This is a genomic window from Virgibacillus necropolis (assembly GCF_044793635.1).
Classification (GTDB): domain Bacteria; phylum Bacillota; class Bacilli; order Bacillales; family Amphibacillaceae; genus Virgibacillus_F; species Virgibacillus_F necropolis_A.
This window is the reverse complement of the sequence record NZ_CP084992.1, coordinates 3,609,929-3,626,232: the sequence shown is the minus strand read 5'-3', so window position 1 is coordinate 3,626,232 and position 16,304 is coordinate 3,609,929. Positions and strand designations below refer to the sequence as shown.

Annotated in this window: 20 protein-coding genes; 2 read left to right on the top strand and 18 right to left on the bottom strand. The window is 36.2% G+C overall.

What is annotated here, in order from left to right:
• Nucleotide 1: 1 nt before the first annotated feature.
• The 7 genes from LG329_RS18005 to LG329_RS17975 all read right to left on the bottom strand — a co-directional run bounded on the left by LG329_RS18005 (nucleotide 2) and on the right by LG329_RS17975 (nucleotide 6,755).
• A complete protein-coding gene (locus LG329_RS18005) occupies nucleotides 2-235 on the bottom strand; it encodes a hypothetical protein (RefSeq protein ID WP_404452219.1) in 234 nt (77 codons plus the stop codon).
• Nucleotides 236-314: 79 nt separating this feature from the next.
• The gene (locus LG329_RS18000; RefSeq protein ID WP_404452218.1) at nucleotides 315-650 is read right to left on the bottom strand and encodes a YfzA family protein; all 336 of its coding nucleotides are present in this window, start codon (nucleotides 648-650) and stop codon (nucleotides 315-317) included.
• A gap of 202 nt (nucleotides 651-852) precedes the next feature.
• Nucleotides 853-1,599, bottom strand: coding sequence for a class I SAM-dependent methyltransferase (locus tag LG329_RS17995; RefSeq protein WP_404452217.1), 747 nt, complete (start codon nucleotides 1,597-1,599; stop codon nucleotides 853-855).
• A gap of 38 nt (nucleotides 1,600-1,637) precedes the next feature.
• A complete protein-coding gene (locus LG329_RS17990) occupies nucleotides 1,638-3,665 on the bottom strand; it encodes an ABC transporter permease subunit (RefSeq protein WP_404452215.1) in 2,028 nt (675 codons plus the stop codon).
• Between the two features lie 98 nt (nucleotides 3,666-3,763).
• Nucleotides 3,764-4,816, bottom strand: coding sequence for a serine hydrolase domain-containing protein (locus LG329_RS17985; protein WP_404452214.1), 1,053 nt, complete (start codon nucleotides 4,814-4,816; stop codon nucleotides 3,764-3,766).
• 126 nt (nucleotides 4,817-4,942) lie between these two features.
• Nucleotides 4,943-5,518, bottom strand: a complete 576-nt coding sequence (locus tag LG329_RS17980) for a class I SAM-dependent methyltransferase (RefSeq protein WP_404452213.1) — start codon at nucleotides 5,516-5,518, stop codon at nucleotides 4,943-4,945.
• A 472-nt stretch (nucleotides 5,519-5,990) separates the two neighbouring features.
• Nucleotides 5,991-6,755 (bottom strand): alpha/beta fold hydrolase, encoded by a 765-nt coding sequence (locus LG329_RS17975; protein ID WP_404452212.1) that lies wholly within the window; start codon nucleotides 6,753-6,755, stop codon nucleotides 5,991-5,993.
• Between the two features lie 222 nt (nucleotides 6,756-6,977).
• On the opposite strand from LG329_RS17975, the gene LG329_RS17970 reads away from it, so the two are divergent.
• Together LG329_RS17970 and LG329_RS17965 are read left to right on the top strand one after the other, a co-directional pair.
• On the top strand, nucleotides 6,978-7,406 hold the full coding sequence (locus LG329_RS17970; protein ID WP_404452209.1) for a MarR family winged helix-turn-helix transcriptional regulator: 429 nt from the start codon (nucleotides 6,978-6,980) through the stop codon (nucleotides 7,404-7,406).
• Nucleotides 7,406-8,620, top strand: a complete 1,215-nt coding sequence (locus LG329_RS17965) for an MFS transporter (RefSeq protein WP_404452208.1) — start codon at nucleotides 7,406-7,408, stop codon at nucleotides 8,618-8,620. The genes LG329_RS17970 and LG329_RS17965 overlap by 1 nt, the downstream gene beginning before the upstream one ends.
• Nucleotides 8,621-8,645: 25 nt before the next feature.
• Here LG329_RS17965 and LG329_RS17960 read toward each other — a convergent pair whose 3' ends face one another.
• The 11 genes from LG329_RS17960 to LG329_RS17910 form a co-directional block, all read right to left on the bottom strand.
• Nucleotides 8,646-9,092: a hypothetical protein gene (locus tag LG329_RS17960; protein ID WP_404452207.1), complete on the bottom strand. Its 447-nt coding sequence runs from the start codon at nucleotides 9,090-9,092 to the stop codon at nucleotides 8,646-8,648.
• 35 nt (nucleotides 9,093-9,127) lie between these two features.
• The gene (locus LG329_RS17955; protein WP_404456765.1) at nucleotides 9,128-9,682 is read right to left on the bottom strand and encodes a GNAT family N-acetyltransferase; all 555 of its coding nucleotides are present in this window, start codon (nucleotides 9,680-9,682) and stop codon (nucleotides 9,128-9,130) included.
• A gap of 249 nt (nucleotides 9,683-9,931) precedes the next feature.
• A complete protein-coding gene (locus tag LG329_RS17950; RefSeq protein WP_404452206.1) occupies nucleotides 9,932-10,816 on the bottom strand; it encodes a TIGR01777 family oxidoreductase in 885 nt (294 codons plus the stop codon).
• A 15-nt stretch (nucleotides 10,817-10,831) separates the two neighbouring features.
• Nucleotides 10,832-11,224, bottom strand: coding sequence for a thiol-disulfide oxidoreductase DCC family protein (locus LG329_RS17945; RefSeq protein ID WP_404452205.1), 393 nt, complete (start codon nucleotides 11,222-11,224; stop codon nucleotides 10,832-10,834).
• 276 nt (nucleotides 11,225-11,500) lie between these two features.
• Nucleotides 11,501-12,136, bottom strand: coding sequence for a hypothetical protein (locus tag LG329_RS17940; protein ID WP_404452204.1), 636 nt, complete (start codon nucleotides 12,134-12,136; stop codon nucleotides 11,501-11,503).
• Between the two features lie 198 nt (nucleotides 12,137-12,334).
• On the bottom strand, nucleotides 12,335-13,189 hold the full coding sequence (locus LG329_RS17935) for a VOC family protein (RefSeq protein ID WP_404452203.1): 855 nt from the start codon (nucleotides 13,187-13,189) through the stop codon (nucleotides 12,335-12,337).
• A gap of 24 nt (nucleotides 13,190-13,213) precedes the next feature.
• Nucleotides 13,214-13,606 carry a DoxX family protein gene (locus tag LG329_RS17930; protein ID WP_404452201.1) on the bottom strand — a complete coding sequence of 131 codons (393 nt, stop codon included), beginning with the start codon at nucleotides 13,604-13,606 and terminating at the stop codon, nucleotides 13,214-13,216.
• A 235-nt stretch (nucleotides 13,607-13,841) separates the two neighbouring features.
• On the bottom strand, nucleotides 13,842-14,576 hold the full coding sequence (locus LG329_RS17925; RefSeq protein WP_404456762.1) for a class I SAM-dependent methyltransferase: 735 nt from the start codon (nucleotides 14,574-14,576) through the stop codon (nucleotides 13,842-13,844).
• A gap of 134 nt (nucleotides 14,577-14,710) precedes the next feature.
• Nucleotides 14,711-15,178, bottom strand: a complete 468-nt coding sequence (locus LG329_RS17920) for an 8-oxo-dGTP diphosphatase (RefSeq protein WP_404452200.1) — start codon at nucleotides 15,176-15,178, stop codon at nucleotides 14,711-14,713.
• Between the two features lie 57 nt (nucleotides 15,179-15,235).
• The gene (locus LG329_RS17915) at nucleotides 15,236-15,691 is read right to left on the bottom strand and encodes a GNAT family N-acetyltransferase (RefSeq protein ID WP_404452199.1); all 456 of its coding nucleotides are present in this window, start codon (nucleotides 15,689-15,691) and stop codon (nucleotides 15,236-15,238) included.
• Between the two features lie 197 nt (nucleotides 15,692-15,888).
• Nucleotides 15,889-16,284: a nuclear transport factor 2 family protein gene (locus tag LG329_RS17910; protein WP_404452198.1), complete on the bottom strand. Its 396-nt coding sequence runs from the start codon at nucleotides 16,282-16,284 to the stop codon at nucleotides 15,889-15,891.
• Nucleotides 16,285-16,304: the final 20 nt, after the last annotated feature.

Below are 16,304 nucleotides of genomic sequence, written 5' to 3'. Positions count from 1 at the left end.
ATTACTCAATATGCCAATTCCATTTCGCATTAATTGCTTCCAAGAATTCATCAATTTTTTCCTTGGGTAAATCTTTCGCACCTGTTGACTTGTTGGAATAAGACTTTAGTTCCCAGGTTTCCTCATATGGCTCTCTTGGCTCTTTCCACTGAACATCAATAATGTAGTCGGTGTCATTCAGTTTCACTTCGACTATCAATATATTTCCATGAAGTATGAAATTTTTCATGTGCATACCCTTGAATCCTCCATCTGTAATTCAGTCTATTACCCGCACTGTAATTTTCAATTCTAATTACGAAAGTAAAAATGTTTTAATATGAACTAGTAGAGGTCTTATCCTTCCTTGGCCAAATTGTGTAAGAAAGTGAACCGAGACCATGTATTATCAAAGTAATTACCCATATAAAATTCAACAGATTAATCTCTTGGCTTTTGTAGATCTGAAACCATTCTCCAAGAGGATTTAGATCATATACAAACCATTCCCCATAAGGATTCAGGTTGAATATTGGCCAATCTGAAAAACCATCAAAAGTAGAAAAAACAAGCTGTACAATTACAAAAATCAAAAGATGAATATACCAACCACGTCTTTTTTTCCTTGCATGAGCACGACCATACTTCTTTTTAATCTTGTTCCCGATCATCTGATTATCTCTCCTTAGCCAAACCTGTATATTATATAATTTGAAATTTTATTACATGGAGTCTTCATCCCGTTAGTTTCATGAAAGGCATCAATTATTTAATACATAAATTAAACATAGGACTGTCGTAAGCAATACAAATACAGAACTCCAGAATCCGGATTCTTTTAGTTTCTCCCAAATGTTCTTTTCATTTTTCATACTACAACTTCTGACTTTTAATAATTAGAGTAGTAGGGATAGACTTTGCTTTTTCAAAAGAATACCATCTATTTGCGTGCCGATGAACATCTTCTTCCGTTAGGCGAACATCCTCAATCATTTTTTCAATTCTAAACCCATGGTTGATTAATGTGTTGACATATTTACTGACTCTATGTTGTTGCATAATTGCAGGTTTGTCCCATGCCTCATGATCGTATGGACCTTCTTCGTGATAGGATTTGGCAAAAGATAGAACGTCATCTTTATTACTTACACGACTGTGTAATGGGTGTTCCCAACTAAAGATAAACACTCCACCTTTTTTGAGATATTTATGAATGTTTGCTAGGGTTTTATCCAGATTAGTTGTCCAACCTAATGCGTAAATGGAATAAACGATATCAAAATGGTTTTCTGGTATACCAGGATTCTCTTCCATTGGTGATTCAAACAAATTGACAGTAGAACTACAGTTTTCTGGTAATAGTTTTGCTGCATCAATTTGTTTCTTTGACAAGTCTATTCCCCAGAGTTCACCGGCATTCCGCTTGCTCATGTATTGTAAAGAATGCCCACTGCCACAACCAATATCCAAGACTTTCAGATTGCTTACATTGCCAAATAAATTTAATTCATCCTCACGCGGCGCAAGTGGCCCATATTCTGGAAGAGGATTTCTCCCATAAAATCGCTGTGCAACCTCATCCCAACTTTGCTTATTTACTTTAAGTGACTCAACATTCATCTTCTAAACCTCCAAATATTATAAAACTATTATTGACATTACCTTCTACCATTTCCAACTCGCCGAAAGCTTTCCTTAGTAAATTTATGTTCCGGAATTTCATTGCTACTCGTAGCATTTCGTTTCTTTTTACCTCTTCGGAATTTATACACTCCCCCGAGCTTAGCTTGTTGTACCTCTTTCACACCTTTTATGATAAATTGCATGGCAAAAATGCTTAACATGAAGGCTACTAATGGGCACAGAATCAACCATATTTGCGTATTTCCACTTCCTATTTCATTTTTTGCTGCACCAATTAAACCAGACCATTCATTTGTTACCGACATTGGAGGAGAACCTCTTCTAAAAACTGTTCCACCAAAAAAGAAGGAGAATACTCCTAAATGGATAAAGACAAGTAAGACTTGAATAAATTGTTGACCAAAAAGAATTGCTACTCTTGGACCAACATGGGGTAGCACATGTCGCACTAAAATGTAGAACTTGCTTCCACCCAGAACCTTGGCACTCATAATAAATTCACTTTGGAGGACATCTTTTACATTATTTCCAATTAACACTGTAGTCAGTGGTATTACAATAGCGGTTAAAATAATTATCTCCAGAATAATACGCTCGGTTAGACTGTATGTTACCATGCCAGGTCGAACAGACAGGATTGGCTGGAGAAGTACATAAGCAATGACCGTTAAAGGCAGAAAATGTATCGAATCTACTAACCTTTCAATCCAACCTTGTTTCTTACCTTTTAAAAAGAAGGCAAACAGAATACCACCTAACAAGCCCAACAAAACCCTAAGCCCGGCTATCAGCAAACCAAATATTAACGTATACTTTGCTCCGATAATGAGTCGATCCAGATAATCGAATCCAACATTATCAGACCCAAGTAAAAAGGGCATTCCTGGCGGGTGTGGCGGTATACTCTTTATAGTCAGACCATCTGCTTCATATATGATCCGTACCTGATCAACGTGATCATTTGTTGTGGTGGAATAGATGACACTTACACCAATTACCACTATAAAAAACAAACTACCTATCGCAAATTTATAGTTTTTCATATGCCTGAAGAATAGCCCACCGACATAAACGAAAGGTTTCCAAGGTTTAACGTCATTCAGCCTGATACGCGATACCGCGTTGACCAAATTCTTAATCGATTGGACTGGATTAAATGGCTGATTGTTGTTTACCATTATATTCTGGCTATGTAATGGATCCTCGTATAAGTACAAATCAACTAATTGAAAAAAGACAAAAAATGGCGTAAATATTAACACTAGCGTTACAGCAATCGTCATGGAGTTAAAACTATCTAAAATGAAAAAAGTTACACCATGCGTATTAAATAAATATTCGATAATAAATTGACTGGACAACGTTGCCCAAATGATTACCTTTGAATGTTGGAATGTCGTAGGTAATACGTTTTTCAAGACATGCCGAACAAGGATACCTGTTTTATGAATCCCTTTACTTTTCAAGAACACGACATAATCCTTCAAGAACTCTTCTTCTATCCTAAAAAGTAAAATCTTAAATAAAGAAATCATAGGCATAATCGCCAAGGTGACGATTGGCGCAAAATAGACATTTTCATCCATATATCCAGCTACACGAAATAAGTCTACTCCACTACTTTTATAAATATAGATACTGAGTGCTTGTAACGAAACAGCAATGACCACATCTGGCACCGATTCCAACAGGTCCAATGTCCGTTTAACCCACTGCATTACTTTTCGTGGAAGGAAGTTTGCAGCAAAAGCAAGAATAAAAGCCAAAGAAAATCCTAGTAAAATGGCACCAAAAAAAAGCTGCATCGAGTAGACGTATGGCTCCCACAATGTTCCTAGCAGGGAATAATCCCCCGGGGAATGGGCTGCTTGAAACATCCACGACTCAGTTTGAAAAAGCCCCAAAAAGAAAGAGCCTAAGTCCTTCACATATTCAAATGGATTTGACAAACCCGCAGTTGCAAAAAAATGCGGGAATACACTTATACAAATAATTCCGAAAATACCAATTAAATAAAAAAGACCCATTTTAAGAAACTTCATAAATTACAACCGCCCTAACAAAACTATCCTTTTTATTAAAACATTGAATAAGTCAAGTCTACTATTAAATGGAAAAGTTAACCATGGTGTTTTACAATTCATGATTTCAACATCGAATTATATACCTCCCCAATAATGCCTTCCATTTGATGAACACCTAAATCCGTATTTGTCATAATGACTGCACCAGTCGCAAGATATGGATTTGCTACCATCATACATTGAAATCCTACACCCCAACCGAGGGAGGAAATGTCAATGCCTTTTCCTGAACCGTCCAGAAAAACCCCTAGCCCGACCCATTCCTTACCACCTTGTGGAGAAATCATTTCTTTAACCATATCATGAGAAAATCCCAATTTACTTTTACCATTGAGTGAATTCATCAATTCTGTTACTAAAACCGCTAGATCAGTTGGTGTGGTCCAAAGTCCAGAAGCTGCTGGATATGGGTAGATTGGATATCTGCCATTAACAACAGTACCATTTTTATTATGACCACTAGAAAATATTCCTCTTCCTGCTTTCGGTATCACTTGTGATAATGTGCTGTTTTTCATATCCAATGGGTTAAATATATGTTCGATCATTACTTCTTCAAAAGACTTTTGGGAAACGTCCTCTATCAATTGTTGTATGATGCAAAACCCCGCATCCGAATAGTGAAAGTCACTCCCAGGTTCATAGTTAACATCTATGGGATTTTTACAATAAGGGGTTTTTCCTTCCAATAGATCCACAATCACGGGAATACTTTGATTGGAATCAAGCTCGGCAAAGCTCCCTTCAGGATCAATTATCCCGGATTGATGACTAAGTAATGTTCGGAGCGTAACTTTTTCTCTTCGGGTAAATTCATTTTCAGGAACCTTCCAAGAGGTAAGTTTATCATTTACATTTTCATCTAAATCTAAGATTCCTAGTTCAGTTAACTTCAAAACTAGCACCGAGGTTAGAAATTTACTAATTGAACAAGCATTGAAAATAGAATTGTTGTCTACCTCGTTAGTGGTTCCAGCTTCAAGAATACCAAATTCTTCAGTCTTACTGATTTTGCCATTATTAATTAGGGCAATGCTTAAGCCAGAAACGTTATGATGCTTTAATCGCTCTTTAATATTTTGTTCAAATTTAACATTCAGACCAACCATTCCAGTGACCTCCTTTTTAGGTAATACCGTTATTGATTTCTTATAATCTACTTTTATTCTCTAATCGATAGGCAAACATAGCAATAATTCATATCTAAAATGATTTTAGTATAATAATCAAATGACCTACCGCTTAACAGCGTCAATAATCAAAGAAGGAACTAGTATTTTTCCACCTTGATTTCTTGGATCGAACTTCATTGAACGAAAAATAACACCATCTTCCCCACTCCATTCATTGGAATGGAATTCACCATTTTTATCACAGTATTCAAGTAACTTCACTTCAAATCCAGCAAGCTCGAACATTTCTGATAGAGTTTTATAATTATATACAATTTTATGACTTGCTGCGGGGTGATCATTAGGCCCGGGTCCGCCTACTTGAACGATTTTCTGATATGTTTCATCTGGAAAATTACCATCTGGAACCGCACAACGAATATATCCTGAAGTCTTTAGATAGTTATAACAGATTCGTGCAGCTTTTACTCCTTCTTCATAGGTAAGGTGCTCCCATACATGTTCAGCTAAAATAGCTGTTAAAGATTCACTAGTAAACTTCTGACACCAAGTCCTCTCATCTACTAAGTTAAGTTCCTCTTCTTGGGTATGCCTCCAACCTGGGTTGTTATTATATTCCCCTGCTCCAATAACAATCTTCGTTTCATTCTCCAATAGCTTCACCTCTAACTTATCCACCGTGTTATCTTCTTTCACTTAATATAACACAAAATTCCAAATAACCTTGCAAATGGAGTGAATTTTTTAGAAGCTACCAATAGAGGGGTTATCTATACCCATTAGAAAAAGGGATACCACTCGGACCCTTTTTTAAACTAGGCTGTTTTCGTAAAGATAGTTGCTTTTGAGAGAATAGATATAAACTGCTTCACCGCTCCGGAAATACACTACGCTAACATGATGTCTGGAAACAGTCCTATATAGCTCATTCACTATTATAGCAGTTGATTGGAGCGAAGGACCGTTGACTCCTGCGGGAACAGCACGAGTCTGAAGACCCCGCAGCGGTGGTCTTCCGTGAGGAGGCTGAAGCCGTGCCCGCGGAAAGCAACGGTCCGAAGCGGAAATCAACCAGTAGTTATGTCGCAGTTTATATCAACTATGAAGCTGAAAATGCAACAATGCGTACGAAAAGAGCCTTAAACCAAGATTATAAGTTCTGTAAAAAACTCGAAAGTGCTTGATTAAAAGAACGATAATTTTTAATCGGTACTTGATGAAGAGATTTGCTGACCAATACGCTTTTCATTTGCGGGACTTCCCGTTTGTAAATCTTTTGATAAGGGCGAATGTGGCTGAATCTACCATACAGTAGAAAGACTGGACAACGAAGGTTGTGGAGAAGATCCGTACACGTATAATCCATGCTTTTTTTATAAAAACCGTACGCACTTTGGGGGTGCGCCTGTAAACACTCATGAAGAAGTTCAGGTTGATCTTCCTTCGTCACTTTATGTGACATAGTCAATAGTTTACTCAAAAGCTCGCTTTGTCCAGTACGTACGAGTGCTATACCAAATTGGAATTGCCGCTTTAATGTAAATGTACTAACTTCAGAAAATCCTCCTGAAAGCACGAGTGCCTTGACACGATCTGGATAAGTAAGTACAAACTCTTGAGCAATCGAACCGCCTGCTGAATAACCTACAATGATAGCTTGATCAATCCCTAACGCATCTAGAAAAGCCGACAAATCGGCGGCGAGAAGAGGAATAGTCACATCCTCATCACTACTTCCACTTTTTCCATGCCCACGGATATCGTATGTGATTACCCGAAAATGATTGGAGAGTTCATGCTGGTACTTGAAGACGGTTTGCCCCATATGAGGAGGATGAATGAATATAACAGGGTAGCCTGTTCCTGATGACTCGTAATACGTTGACAAAGACGGTGATATTTCTACAATTGGCACGGTATCCTTCCCTTCCCTTAATTTACTGCTTTTTCAACATATCATGTAACAAACTCCCGAAAATATTCTTAGTAATAACAACCTACTGCGATTTCAAAATATAAGTGCCATTTTTGCATTTCCATAATAGATGTATAAGCTGATGTGGTTTACAAAATCACTCAAAACGTGTAGTATAGGTTAAGTTAATTACTTACCTAGGTAAATATTGAGGTGAAAGAAATGGATGAAATAACCAATAGAAACTTAATTCACTTGTTAAACCAACGGACTCGTTTATTTGCAAAAGAAGTGAATAATCGTCTTAGTGACCATGGGTTGTATGCTTCCCAGTGGTCTATTATTTTTTGTATCGAGCGGTTTGGACCAATGACACAAACCGCAATTTGGAAATACCTGAACGTGGAGGCTCCAACGGTTACCCGCACATTGTCCCGTATGGAAAAAAGCGGCTGGATTGTGCGAAAACATGGAAATGACAAAAGAGAACGTGTCATTGAATTAACCAAAGAGGCAAAGCAAAAATTTAAGATTGTCCAGCAAACAATGGATGAATTTGATGCAGAAATGTTGGAGGGTCTGTCTTCAGATGAAAAAGAACAATTACAAATCTTATTACACAAACTTGGACCATCAGGAGAGAATGCATAATGAAAGAGAACAATCAACAAGCAATATGGACCAAAAGCTTTATTGGTATTTCCTTAACACAATTCCTGGTCTTTATTGCTTTTTATACATTATTAACTACGCTCCCAATTTATGTGATTAATAATCTTGGGGGTTCCCAAACAGAGGCTGGTTTGGTCGTAACGGTTATGTTAATAGCCGCTATCATTGCACGACCATTTTCCGGTAATTTACTAGATTATATCGGCAAGAAAAAAGGACTCGTTCTCAGTGTAGCCATATTTACAGCAACGTCCTTTCTTTATATTTGGATTGATGAATTTACACCATTGTTACTGTTACGGTTCTTTCACGGGTTATCCTTTGGGGTAATTACTACCGCAACTGGTGCTATTGCAGCAGATATCATTCCAGCTGCACGACGTGGAGCTGGATTAGGATACTTTGCAATGTCAATGAACCTAGCTGTTGTCGTAGGACCGTTTATCGGTTTAACTTTATTACAATTTGCATCATTTAAAACACTCTTTATCGTTTTGAGCATTATCATGGTAGCTGGGGTTATCAGTTCTATAGTAGTTCATGTTCCTAAAAATACTGTGATTATTAATAAATCGGTTAAGTTCAAGTTCTCGTTTAGCGATTTAATCGAAATGAAGGCATTACCAGTTGCATTAATAAGTAGCTTAGTCTCCTTAGCATACGCTAGTATTATATCTTTTATCTCTGTATACTCCAATTCGATTGGATTAGCGACTACTGCAAGCTATTTCTTTTTAGTCTTTGCTATCGTTATGCTCGTATCAAGACCATCTCTTGGAAAAGCGTTCGATACTCGTGGTCCTAAATTTGTCATATTACCATGCTTATTCATATTTGCAATCGGGCTTGTCCTTCTAAGCTTTACGAGCACGCCTTGGATGCTACTGGTTTCAGCTGGACTCATTGGTTTGGGTTATGGCTCATTATTACCTAGTTTCCAATCAATGGCAATACAGGCTGCACCTAGATCTAGAAGTGGTCATGCAACAGCAACATTCTTTATGCTCTATGATTCCGGTATTGCTGTTGGTTCATTTGTGTGGGGTGTTGTTGTAGCTGCTTTCGGCTTTCAACAACTCTATATTTTATGCGCTTTATTAGTATTAGTAGTGATGGTGATCTTTAATCTACATCAATCAAGACCTAAACATGCGAAAAAGGAAGCTTATCAGGAGCTTGGCAGTAATTCCTAATTACTAGCTCCCTATCAATATAAGGTCAACCAGAATTTACTGGTTGATCTTTCTTATTAAAATTTACAGTAAGTACAAAAACAATTCCATAAAACAGTGACATCAACAACGAGTATGATCCATAGCTTAGGTCAAATAGTATATTACCTCCAAATAAAGGCGTGATAAAGATTAAGTATAGGGGATACTGTATTGATGCAATTGCATCTAAAATAACATTACCAAACATAGCGTGCTCAAATGTGGTGATGACAAATACAATTACACCTGATATAACTCCGAATATTGAAAATAGCTTCAATATCCTGCTTCTTTTTTTAGCGTACATTAGTAATAAGAACATAAATATGATGGTTACAATTGTGTTGAAAATATCCACATTTAAGTCAGGATGCTTTATTGCCGGCATAAGATTTATTGAAAATGCCAACAAGTATGAGCCTATTAACAATATTAATAATTTATAATTCAAATTAACTCCCCCGTTATTGCACTCTTCTTTTTGTTTTATTTGAAGTCTTGTTTTAACAATGAATACATATATAAATCATCAAATTTTCCGCAAGTAAATTCATAGTTTCTCAACAGCCCTTCTCTAATAAACCCCTGTTTTTCTGCTAATTTTTGGGACGGAATATTAGGTGGTTCTATTAACGCTTCTATTCGTTGTAAACTCATCTGTTCAAATCCATATCTAATAACGGCTTCAAAAGCCTCACTTGCTATACCTTTCCCCGAGTGTTCGTAACTTAACTCAACACCAATTTCAGAACGATAATGGCGTGAAACCAAGTTAAGAAAACCACAACTACCAATTACCTCCCCTTGATCTTTCAACGTAATCCCCCATCTTATTCCTGTTCTCTTTTCGAATATTGATTGATACCACGAAATTTCATCCAATGCGTCATCAATGGACTTAAATGGTTCTAACCCAACGTACTTCATTACGTCTTTATTGGACAAATACTTTAAAAGGCTGCTAGCATCATCTTTTGTTACTTGTCTTAAAATCAATCTATCCGTTTTAAGTATAGGAAATGCACTTACTTCTACCACAATAAACCTCTCCCTATAGTGTTCATTTTCTTAATGTTTTCTGCCTTACTTGTATACAAGGGACATCGCTATTATAAGCAAAGGCAATGCTCACAACTGTTTCTTGAAGAAAATTACTTTTTAATCCATTTAAATAAAAGCATTCCTATTCCGACAAACACCGCTAAGATCATCAAGAGTAGTATCAAGCCAGGAAGTCCGATATTAGTTAACATATTATTTCCTCCCTAACTTTTATTCCAATGTAATGATTTATTGTAGAATGTCTCGCAAAGTCTTATTAAGTGTGTCGAAAGTGAACCTGTAACCTTCTCTTTCCAATCGTTCTGGAATAACCCAGCGGCTTTTCAACACCAATTCCGTTTCCGTCCTAATCATCACTGATCCCATTTCTAATATCCATTTAGGAGAAGGTAAACCAAACGGCACATTCATTTCAGTCCGAAATAAACTCATAAGTTCTTTGTTACTTACAGGATTCGGAGCCGAACAATTAAATACACCGCTAAGATCATCTCTTTCCTTTATAAAAAGAACAATTTGAAACATATCTTCAATATGGATCCAGCTAAATTTTTGTTTTCCTGATCCCTGTACACCGCCTAACCCAAACTTCACTAAGTTTCGGTATGGTGTCATTACCCCACCATCTTTACCTAGTACGATGGCTGTGCGGAGTGCGGCTTTCCTTGTTTTTGGTAGATCAAAAGAAAAGAAGGTTTTCTCCCAGTTAGTAGCAACATCAACGGAAAACCCTGAACCAATATCTCCATTTTCCTCTGTCATTGGACGATCTTCCGCGTGCCGATAAATAGTTGCCGTGCTGGAATTCATCCAAACCTTAGGTGGATTTTTGCAAGCCAAAATAGACTTTCCAAGTATGTTAGTTGTCTTTATCCTTGAATTCATGATTTCATTCTTATTTTCTTCATTATATCGACAATTTACTGATTTTCCAGCAAGATTCACCAGAAGTTCAGCACCCTCTAATGCTTCTATTATTCCAGATGTATCATCCCAGGAAATATTCGGAGATCTTCTTGATATGATTTTCACCTCATAGTCAAGTTCATTAAATTTATTCTCAAAATATTCACCGATGAAGCCCGTTCCCCCTGCTAAAACTACCTTTTTCATAGTAGAACCCCCAATCTATTTTAAAAATCTATTTCGCATTTCAGGAGATGGTAGCATACAAGCATCTTTCTTCCCGAACCATTTATACCTGTTCTTTGCGATGATGTCGTAAAAATAATCGCGTACCAATTTTGGTATACTCAGGAAGCAATAGAGTAACTTCCATCCACCTTTCAAGTTCTTACAAATCCGTAGAGCCGCTGAAGATTTAAAGTAACATTTATTACCTTCAACAAGAATAAGGCTGTCTATATTTTCAGGAACATTAAAGTTTTTTAATATCTTTTGCCCAATATCACTCTGAATTGATGCAAATTTATATATAGCCTTCTTATCTCTTTTAATTATGAATTGGACGCTATGGTCACAAAAATTACATTCTCCATCAAATAAGATGACGTTATTCATGCCAGCATTCCTCCTCATCATCTTAATAAACATGCCAGTTGATTACATACATTTTAACATAAATATTCAGATTACTATTCATTAATACAAAATGGACGTGAACCGATAACCCGAGCTTTTAGGTTCACTTTTAATGTTATAGTGTAAAACGAAAGCAATGGATTTTTTATAAAAATATAGACCAAACCAAAAAACGCTTCATTTTGAAGCGTTTTCAAGGTCAACCGGATTTTGTTCTTCCATAAAAGAGGTATGAATTGTACTTCAGTAACCTGTCTATCCAATAGCCCCTTTGAAAACCATCCCTTGATCAAGGTCGATGATTTCAAGTGATTTTGTCTCTTTCACAAAAATACTTTTATATTGCGGCTGGCCATTTTCATCATTTAAAATGATAATACGTTTTTGGGAATTGTTTACTACAATCTTTGTTTGATAACCATCAGCACCTACGTGTTCATCTAAAATATCAAATTCTAGAAAGTCGCCCTCAGTTTCAGTTGTTTCACTGTAATTTTCTTCCTCTTGTTCAGTTTCATCTTTCTGATCGTCAATCAAAATACGATTGAAAACCAATCCCTTATCAAAGTCTATTATTTTAAGTCTATTCGCGTCTTTTACAAGAATACTTTTATATTGTGCCTGTCCATTTTCATCTATTAAAAGAATAACCCGATTATGTGCGTTATCTCCAACAACTTGTGTCTCATAATCAGCTAATTCTACTTGGTCATTTAAAGCGTCAGATTCAGGGAGATTACTAATATCCTCTGAAGATTTATGATATGTCTGAGTCATTTCCACTTTTGCAGTCACCTGATTTGTTCTATCTGCCTGCGTATTGTTGCTCGTTCCGATTACGCCACCTGCTACCAAAAAGGCCCCTGCTGTAGTTAAAACGAGTGTTTTCATAACTTTTTCCTCTCCTTCACCTTTTATCATAAGGGTCAATTGTAGGAAAAGAATATGAAATTTATTAAAAATTGCTTACAAATTCATGACAAACAATTTTGTTATCAATCTAAATAATTCTTCATTTTTAAACAAAAATACCGAAAACGAAAGCTGGACGTAATCCTTTATTCGGATTACGCCCAGCTCATAGAATAATTAAATTGCTAGTTCAATACAATTCTCAGAAGGATCCTTCGTAACGAAAACATCATTCTCTTGATGTACTTCATAGCCTAAATGCTGTAACTGTTCCACTACTTTTTTTCTAGCTTGTTCGCCTGGATATACAAGTGAGAATGATTTCAATCCAACACTTTCTTCTGAGGCTGCGGGTGCACCAACCCCTGCCCACGTATTTAAACCAATATGGTGATGATAACTACCAGTTGAAATAAATAGTGCTTGCGAGCCAAATCGGTTTACAACATTAAAACCAAGCCCCTTGCTATAGAATTCTTCCGTTTTTTGCAATTCTGACACATGCAAATGAATATGCCCCATAACTGTATCTGCCGGAAGACCGTCCCAACTTTCATCATCAAGTTCCGCAAGAATACCCTGAGCGTCTAACGGATCTACGGCCATTGCCACCTCATCGTTATCCCAAACCCATGTGGAAGATGGTCGATCAATATAAATTTCAATTCCATTTCCGTCGGGATCATTTAAATAAAGAGCCTCACTCACAAGATGGTCAGATGATCCTAATCGTACGTTAAGTTGAATGAAGTGCTTTAAGATTTTTGCCAAATCTAATCTGCTAGGTAACAATATCGCATAATGATATAACCCCGATGTATTGGCCTGTTTCGGTTTCACATTATCAGGCTGTTCAATTGTTAACAACGTTGTTTTACCATCCGCAGATAGTACAGCTTTTCTTTCTGTCTTTTCGAGTATTTGAAAGCCTATTATTTCTTGATAAAATTCAACAGAGCGTGCTAAATTTTGTACTTTTAAATTAACATGTCCTACAAACGAATTCGGTTCCTGAAAAAATTTCTGTTCCACGTTTATTGCCCCCTTTGTGTAAAATTAACCCTGTTTCGAGGAAGATAACGCATTATCTAATGAAAAAAGGTTTCGATTTGAAATAGCAAGGAAAATAGAAATAACCAATAAAGCTAAGTCAAGTTCATATCCTCCCAAAAATCCTGCCGCAAACTTCGCCTTAATGATTGCTCCAACCATAATTAGTACAAATAAGGTAGATATAATTCTTGTTCCGATACCTAATACCATCGCAATACCACCGATCAACTCGATGGAAGCTACTACATAAGCAGCAAAACCTGGGATCCCTATGCTTTCAAAAAAACCGACTGTATTCCCAATGCCTGCCTGAAACTTATCTAGACCATGTATGAAAAACGTTAAACCTAAAAAGATCCTTAGAATAATTGCACCTATTTCATTTTTGTTTATCATTTGCATGACACTCCTTTTCTATGATGTATTTCGTTAATAGTACTATTTTTAAAGTGTACTTACTTTATGTAAGTAAATATACATTAGTAATTAGGTGGTGTCAAGTAGGTTTAGAATAAAAACTTCAAAAGTTTGATTGCAGTAACTTTTTAAGAATAAAAAAACCACCCTATAAGCTTTAAAAAGCAATTTAGGATGATTATTTTCATTCTGTAATTTAACGATCATACTTCAACTAGAGTTTTTCTGCTGAAAGTATTAAAAACATTGGCCTTCTATTTTCATGCTTCATTTCAGGTAGATTCTTTAACATTTCATGAGTAGGCGTTGGTTCCTTAACTGCTCTTATGCTAAAACCTGCACCGATTAAGTCATTTATATATGTTGAAATCGTACGATGATATTTTACAACGTTCTCGGTTAAGAATGTTGTTTCACGCACTCCTTCTGATTGATAGTTGTCAACTGGCCAATGCAAACGATTGCCTTGGTCATCGAAATACCAATCTTGTTCATTTCGAGAAGTAAAGATTGGATGTTCAACTGAAAAAACAAAAGTACCCCCAGGCTTTAGATTAGCATAGACTTTTTTGCAGATTGTTTCGAACGACTTTATATAGTGAAAAGCCAATGAACTGATAACCACATCAAATTGAGAATCTGAAAAATTGATGTCTTCAATTGGCATTTTTAAATACGAAATTAATGGATCATCTGTTTTTTCACGAGCTTTCTGAAGCATTTTTTCGGATATATCTACGCCTACTACAGAACTTGCATGTTGCTCACGAGCAAATCGGCAATGCCAACCGTAACCGCATCCTAAGTCAAGAACACCCTTATTTCGCAGCTCTGGCATTAACGATTTTAAAACTGGCCATTCTCCCGCACCTTCAAGCCCTTTGACTGATCTTGGCATTTGCTCATACGTAGAAAAGAAATCCGCATCATCATATTTGTTTTGTTTCATCATTCATACATCTCCTATATATCAAAATAGCCTCCTAAAATACTACCATGCCTATCTTAGAAGGCTATTTCTCTGATCCTTAACATACTTTCACCTCACTATCCCTAAACTCGTTCGTCATTTTTATATAAGAATTATGTTTTTCTTATCATTACTTCTCCTTCAGCATCTTTTTCGTTGTCCCATTTAACCTGAACTTCAAACGTACCCTCATCAAAAAACAGTGGAAACCTACGACGAATAGATTTTTGCATAGGCAAATCCTTTACGTCTCCAATGTTCACCCAGACTGGTTTTCCTTCATGAGGTTTCTGAAGTAACGTCCCACTGAACTCCTTGGTTATATAATTGAAAATTATGTATCTGTCATTTTTGTCAGGATTTACATACTCATAAATCCCTTTGTAGACAAGATTACTAACTTCAAGACCCGTTTCTTCCTTTACTTCTCTAATGGCTCCCTCTACAAAACTTTCCGGGAACTCTACTTTTCCACCAGGAGGGATAAACCCTTTAAAATTATCGTGTTGTCTATCTAATAATAGAACTTTATCATTATCTTGTATCATACATACAGTCCAAAATTTATAATTGACACTCATTTTATAGCCCCCTGATTTTAATAAGAAGAGGACCAAAAAATTGGTCCTTTTCTCTAATCACTCGTTTATATATTTAATAACTGCCATTTCCTTACCAAACCGATCACCATTATAAATAAATCCTAAACTTGAGTATAAATTATGTGCTCCCAAATTTTCCGGGTGATAACCTACTACAATTTTTTTCACATTTGGCAGTTTGGACATTTCTGAAATCATTAAATTAGTTGCCGCTTTACCTATACCCTTGCCTTGGAATTCCTTATCCACCATTATTCTATAGACCCAATAACCATCAAGTTCTTCTCGAACCGAATTGTACATTAAAAAGCCAACTACCTTTTCTTCAAAATAAATAGCATATGGCTTTAATGTAGGTTTAAATTTTGATTGAGCTATTGATATAGCATTCGGTTCAATGTATTCTGCTTGTTCTGTTGATACCTCTAATTCACAGCATTCATACCAGTTTTCTGCATTTATTTCTACAAGTTTCACATTTTCTGTACTCATAAATTTTCCCCTTTCAAAATTCGGGGAAACGCTAAGCAACTTTGTTATTTAGGCGTTATCCCCTTATAGTCATTAACGATACAAATTATTTTGATTGTCATAATGAACACCTCCTTTAACAAATATTGCCTACAAATTTTATTGAATGAATTTTCAGACTACCCAATTATACCATATTGCAGTTGTAAAAACCGACACTAATTAATCGGTTCTTCCGTTTCCCTCACAATCATCCATTTTCCATTAGTAAGTTGCCAATTTTCAATGGTAAAAAATCTTGCTAAAACTTTTGCATTTCTTTCGATCAATTGTTCGTAAAACACCACTGCACTCTTCTCGTCCTTTAGACGAATGATCCTATTTTCAAACTTTTTATTAGCCCCTAAAAACTGCATAACAGATTGTTGCATTCCAGCTAGTGCCTCTTGCCTGTTAAATATAATCGGCTTTTTATTTACAGCTTTAAAAAATACAACGTAATAATCCTCAGTCATTCTTTCTAATGAAGATGTATCGCCTGAATTCAATGCTTCGTTCCAATCAGCGATGAATTCATCGTGTATTTTGGTAAAGTTATTTAATTGATGTTCCAATTTATTAATCACTCCCCCGA

What these genes read in the sequence shown, in the direction of transcription:
- LG329_RS18005 (WP_404452219.1), bottom strand. Translation starts at nt 235, where the DNA reads ATGCACATGAAAAATTTCATACTTCATGGAAATATATTGATAGTCGAA.
- LG329_RS18000 (WP_404452218.1), bottom strand. Translation starts at nt 650, where the DNA reads ATGATCGGGAACAAGATTAAAAAGAAGTATGGTCGTGCTCATGCAAGG.
- LG329_RS17995 (WP_404452217.1), bottom strand. Translation starts at nt 1,599, where the DNA reads ATGAATGTTGAGTCACTTAAAGTAAATAAGCAAAGTTGGGATGAGGTT.
- LG329_RS17990 (WP_404452215.1), bottom strand. Translation starts at nt 3,665, where the DNA reads ATGAAGTTTCTTAAAATGGGTCTTTTTTATTTAATTGGTATTTTCGGA.
- LG329_RS17985 (WP_404452214.1), bottom strand. Translation starts at nt 4,816, where the DNA reads ATGGTTGGTCTGAATGTTAAATTTGAACAAAATATTAAAGAGCGATTA.
- LG329_RS17970 (WP_404452209.1), top strand. Translation starts at nt 6,978, where the DNA reads ATGGATGAAATAACCAATAGAAACTTAATTCACTTGTTAAACCAACGG.
- LG329_RS17965 (WP_404452208.1), top strand. Translation starts at nt 7,406, where the DNA reads ATGAAAGAGAACAATCAACAAGCAATATGGACCAAAAGCTTTATTGGT.
- LG329_RS17950 (WP_404452206.1), bottom strand. Translation starts at nt 10,816, where the DNA reads ATGAAAAAGGTAGTTTTAGCAGGGGGAACGGGCTTCATCGGTGAATAT.
- LG329_RS17945 (WP_404452205.1), bottom strand. Translation starts at nt 11,224, where the DNA reads ATGAATAACGTCATCTTATTTGATGGAGAATGTAATTTTTGTGACCAT.
- LG329_RS17940 (WP_404452204.1), bottom strand. Translation starts at nt 12,136, where the DNA reads ATGAAAACACTCGTTTTAACTACAGCAGGGGCCTTTTTGGTAGCAGGT.
- LG329_RS17930 (WP_404452201.1), bottom strand. Translation starts at nt 13,606, where the DNA reads ATGATAAACAAAAATGAAATAGGTGCAATTATTCTAAGGATCTTTTTA.
- LG329_RS17925 (WP_404456762.1), bottom strand. Translation starts at nt 14,576, where the DNA reads ATGAAACAAAACAAATATGATGATGCGGATTTCTTTTCTACGTATGAG.
- LG329_RS17920 (WP_404452200.1), bottom strand. Translation starts at nt 15,178, where the DNA reads ATGAGTGTCAATTATAAATTTTGGACTGTATGTATGATACAAGATAAT.
- LG329_RS17915 (WP_404452199.1), bottom strand. Translation starts at nt 15,691, where the DNA reads ATGAGTACAGAAAATGTGAAACTTGTAGAAATAAATGCAGAAAACTGG.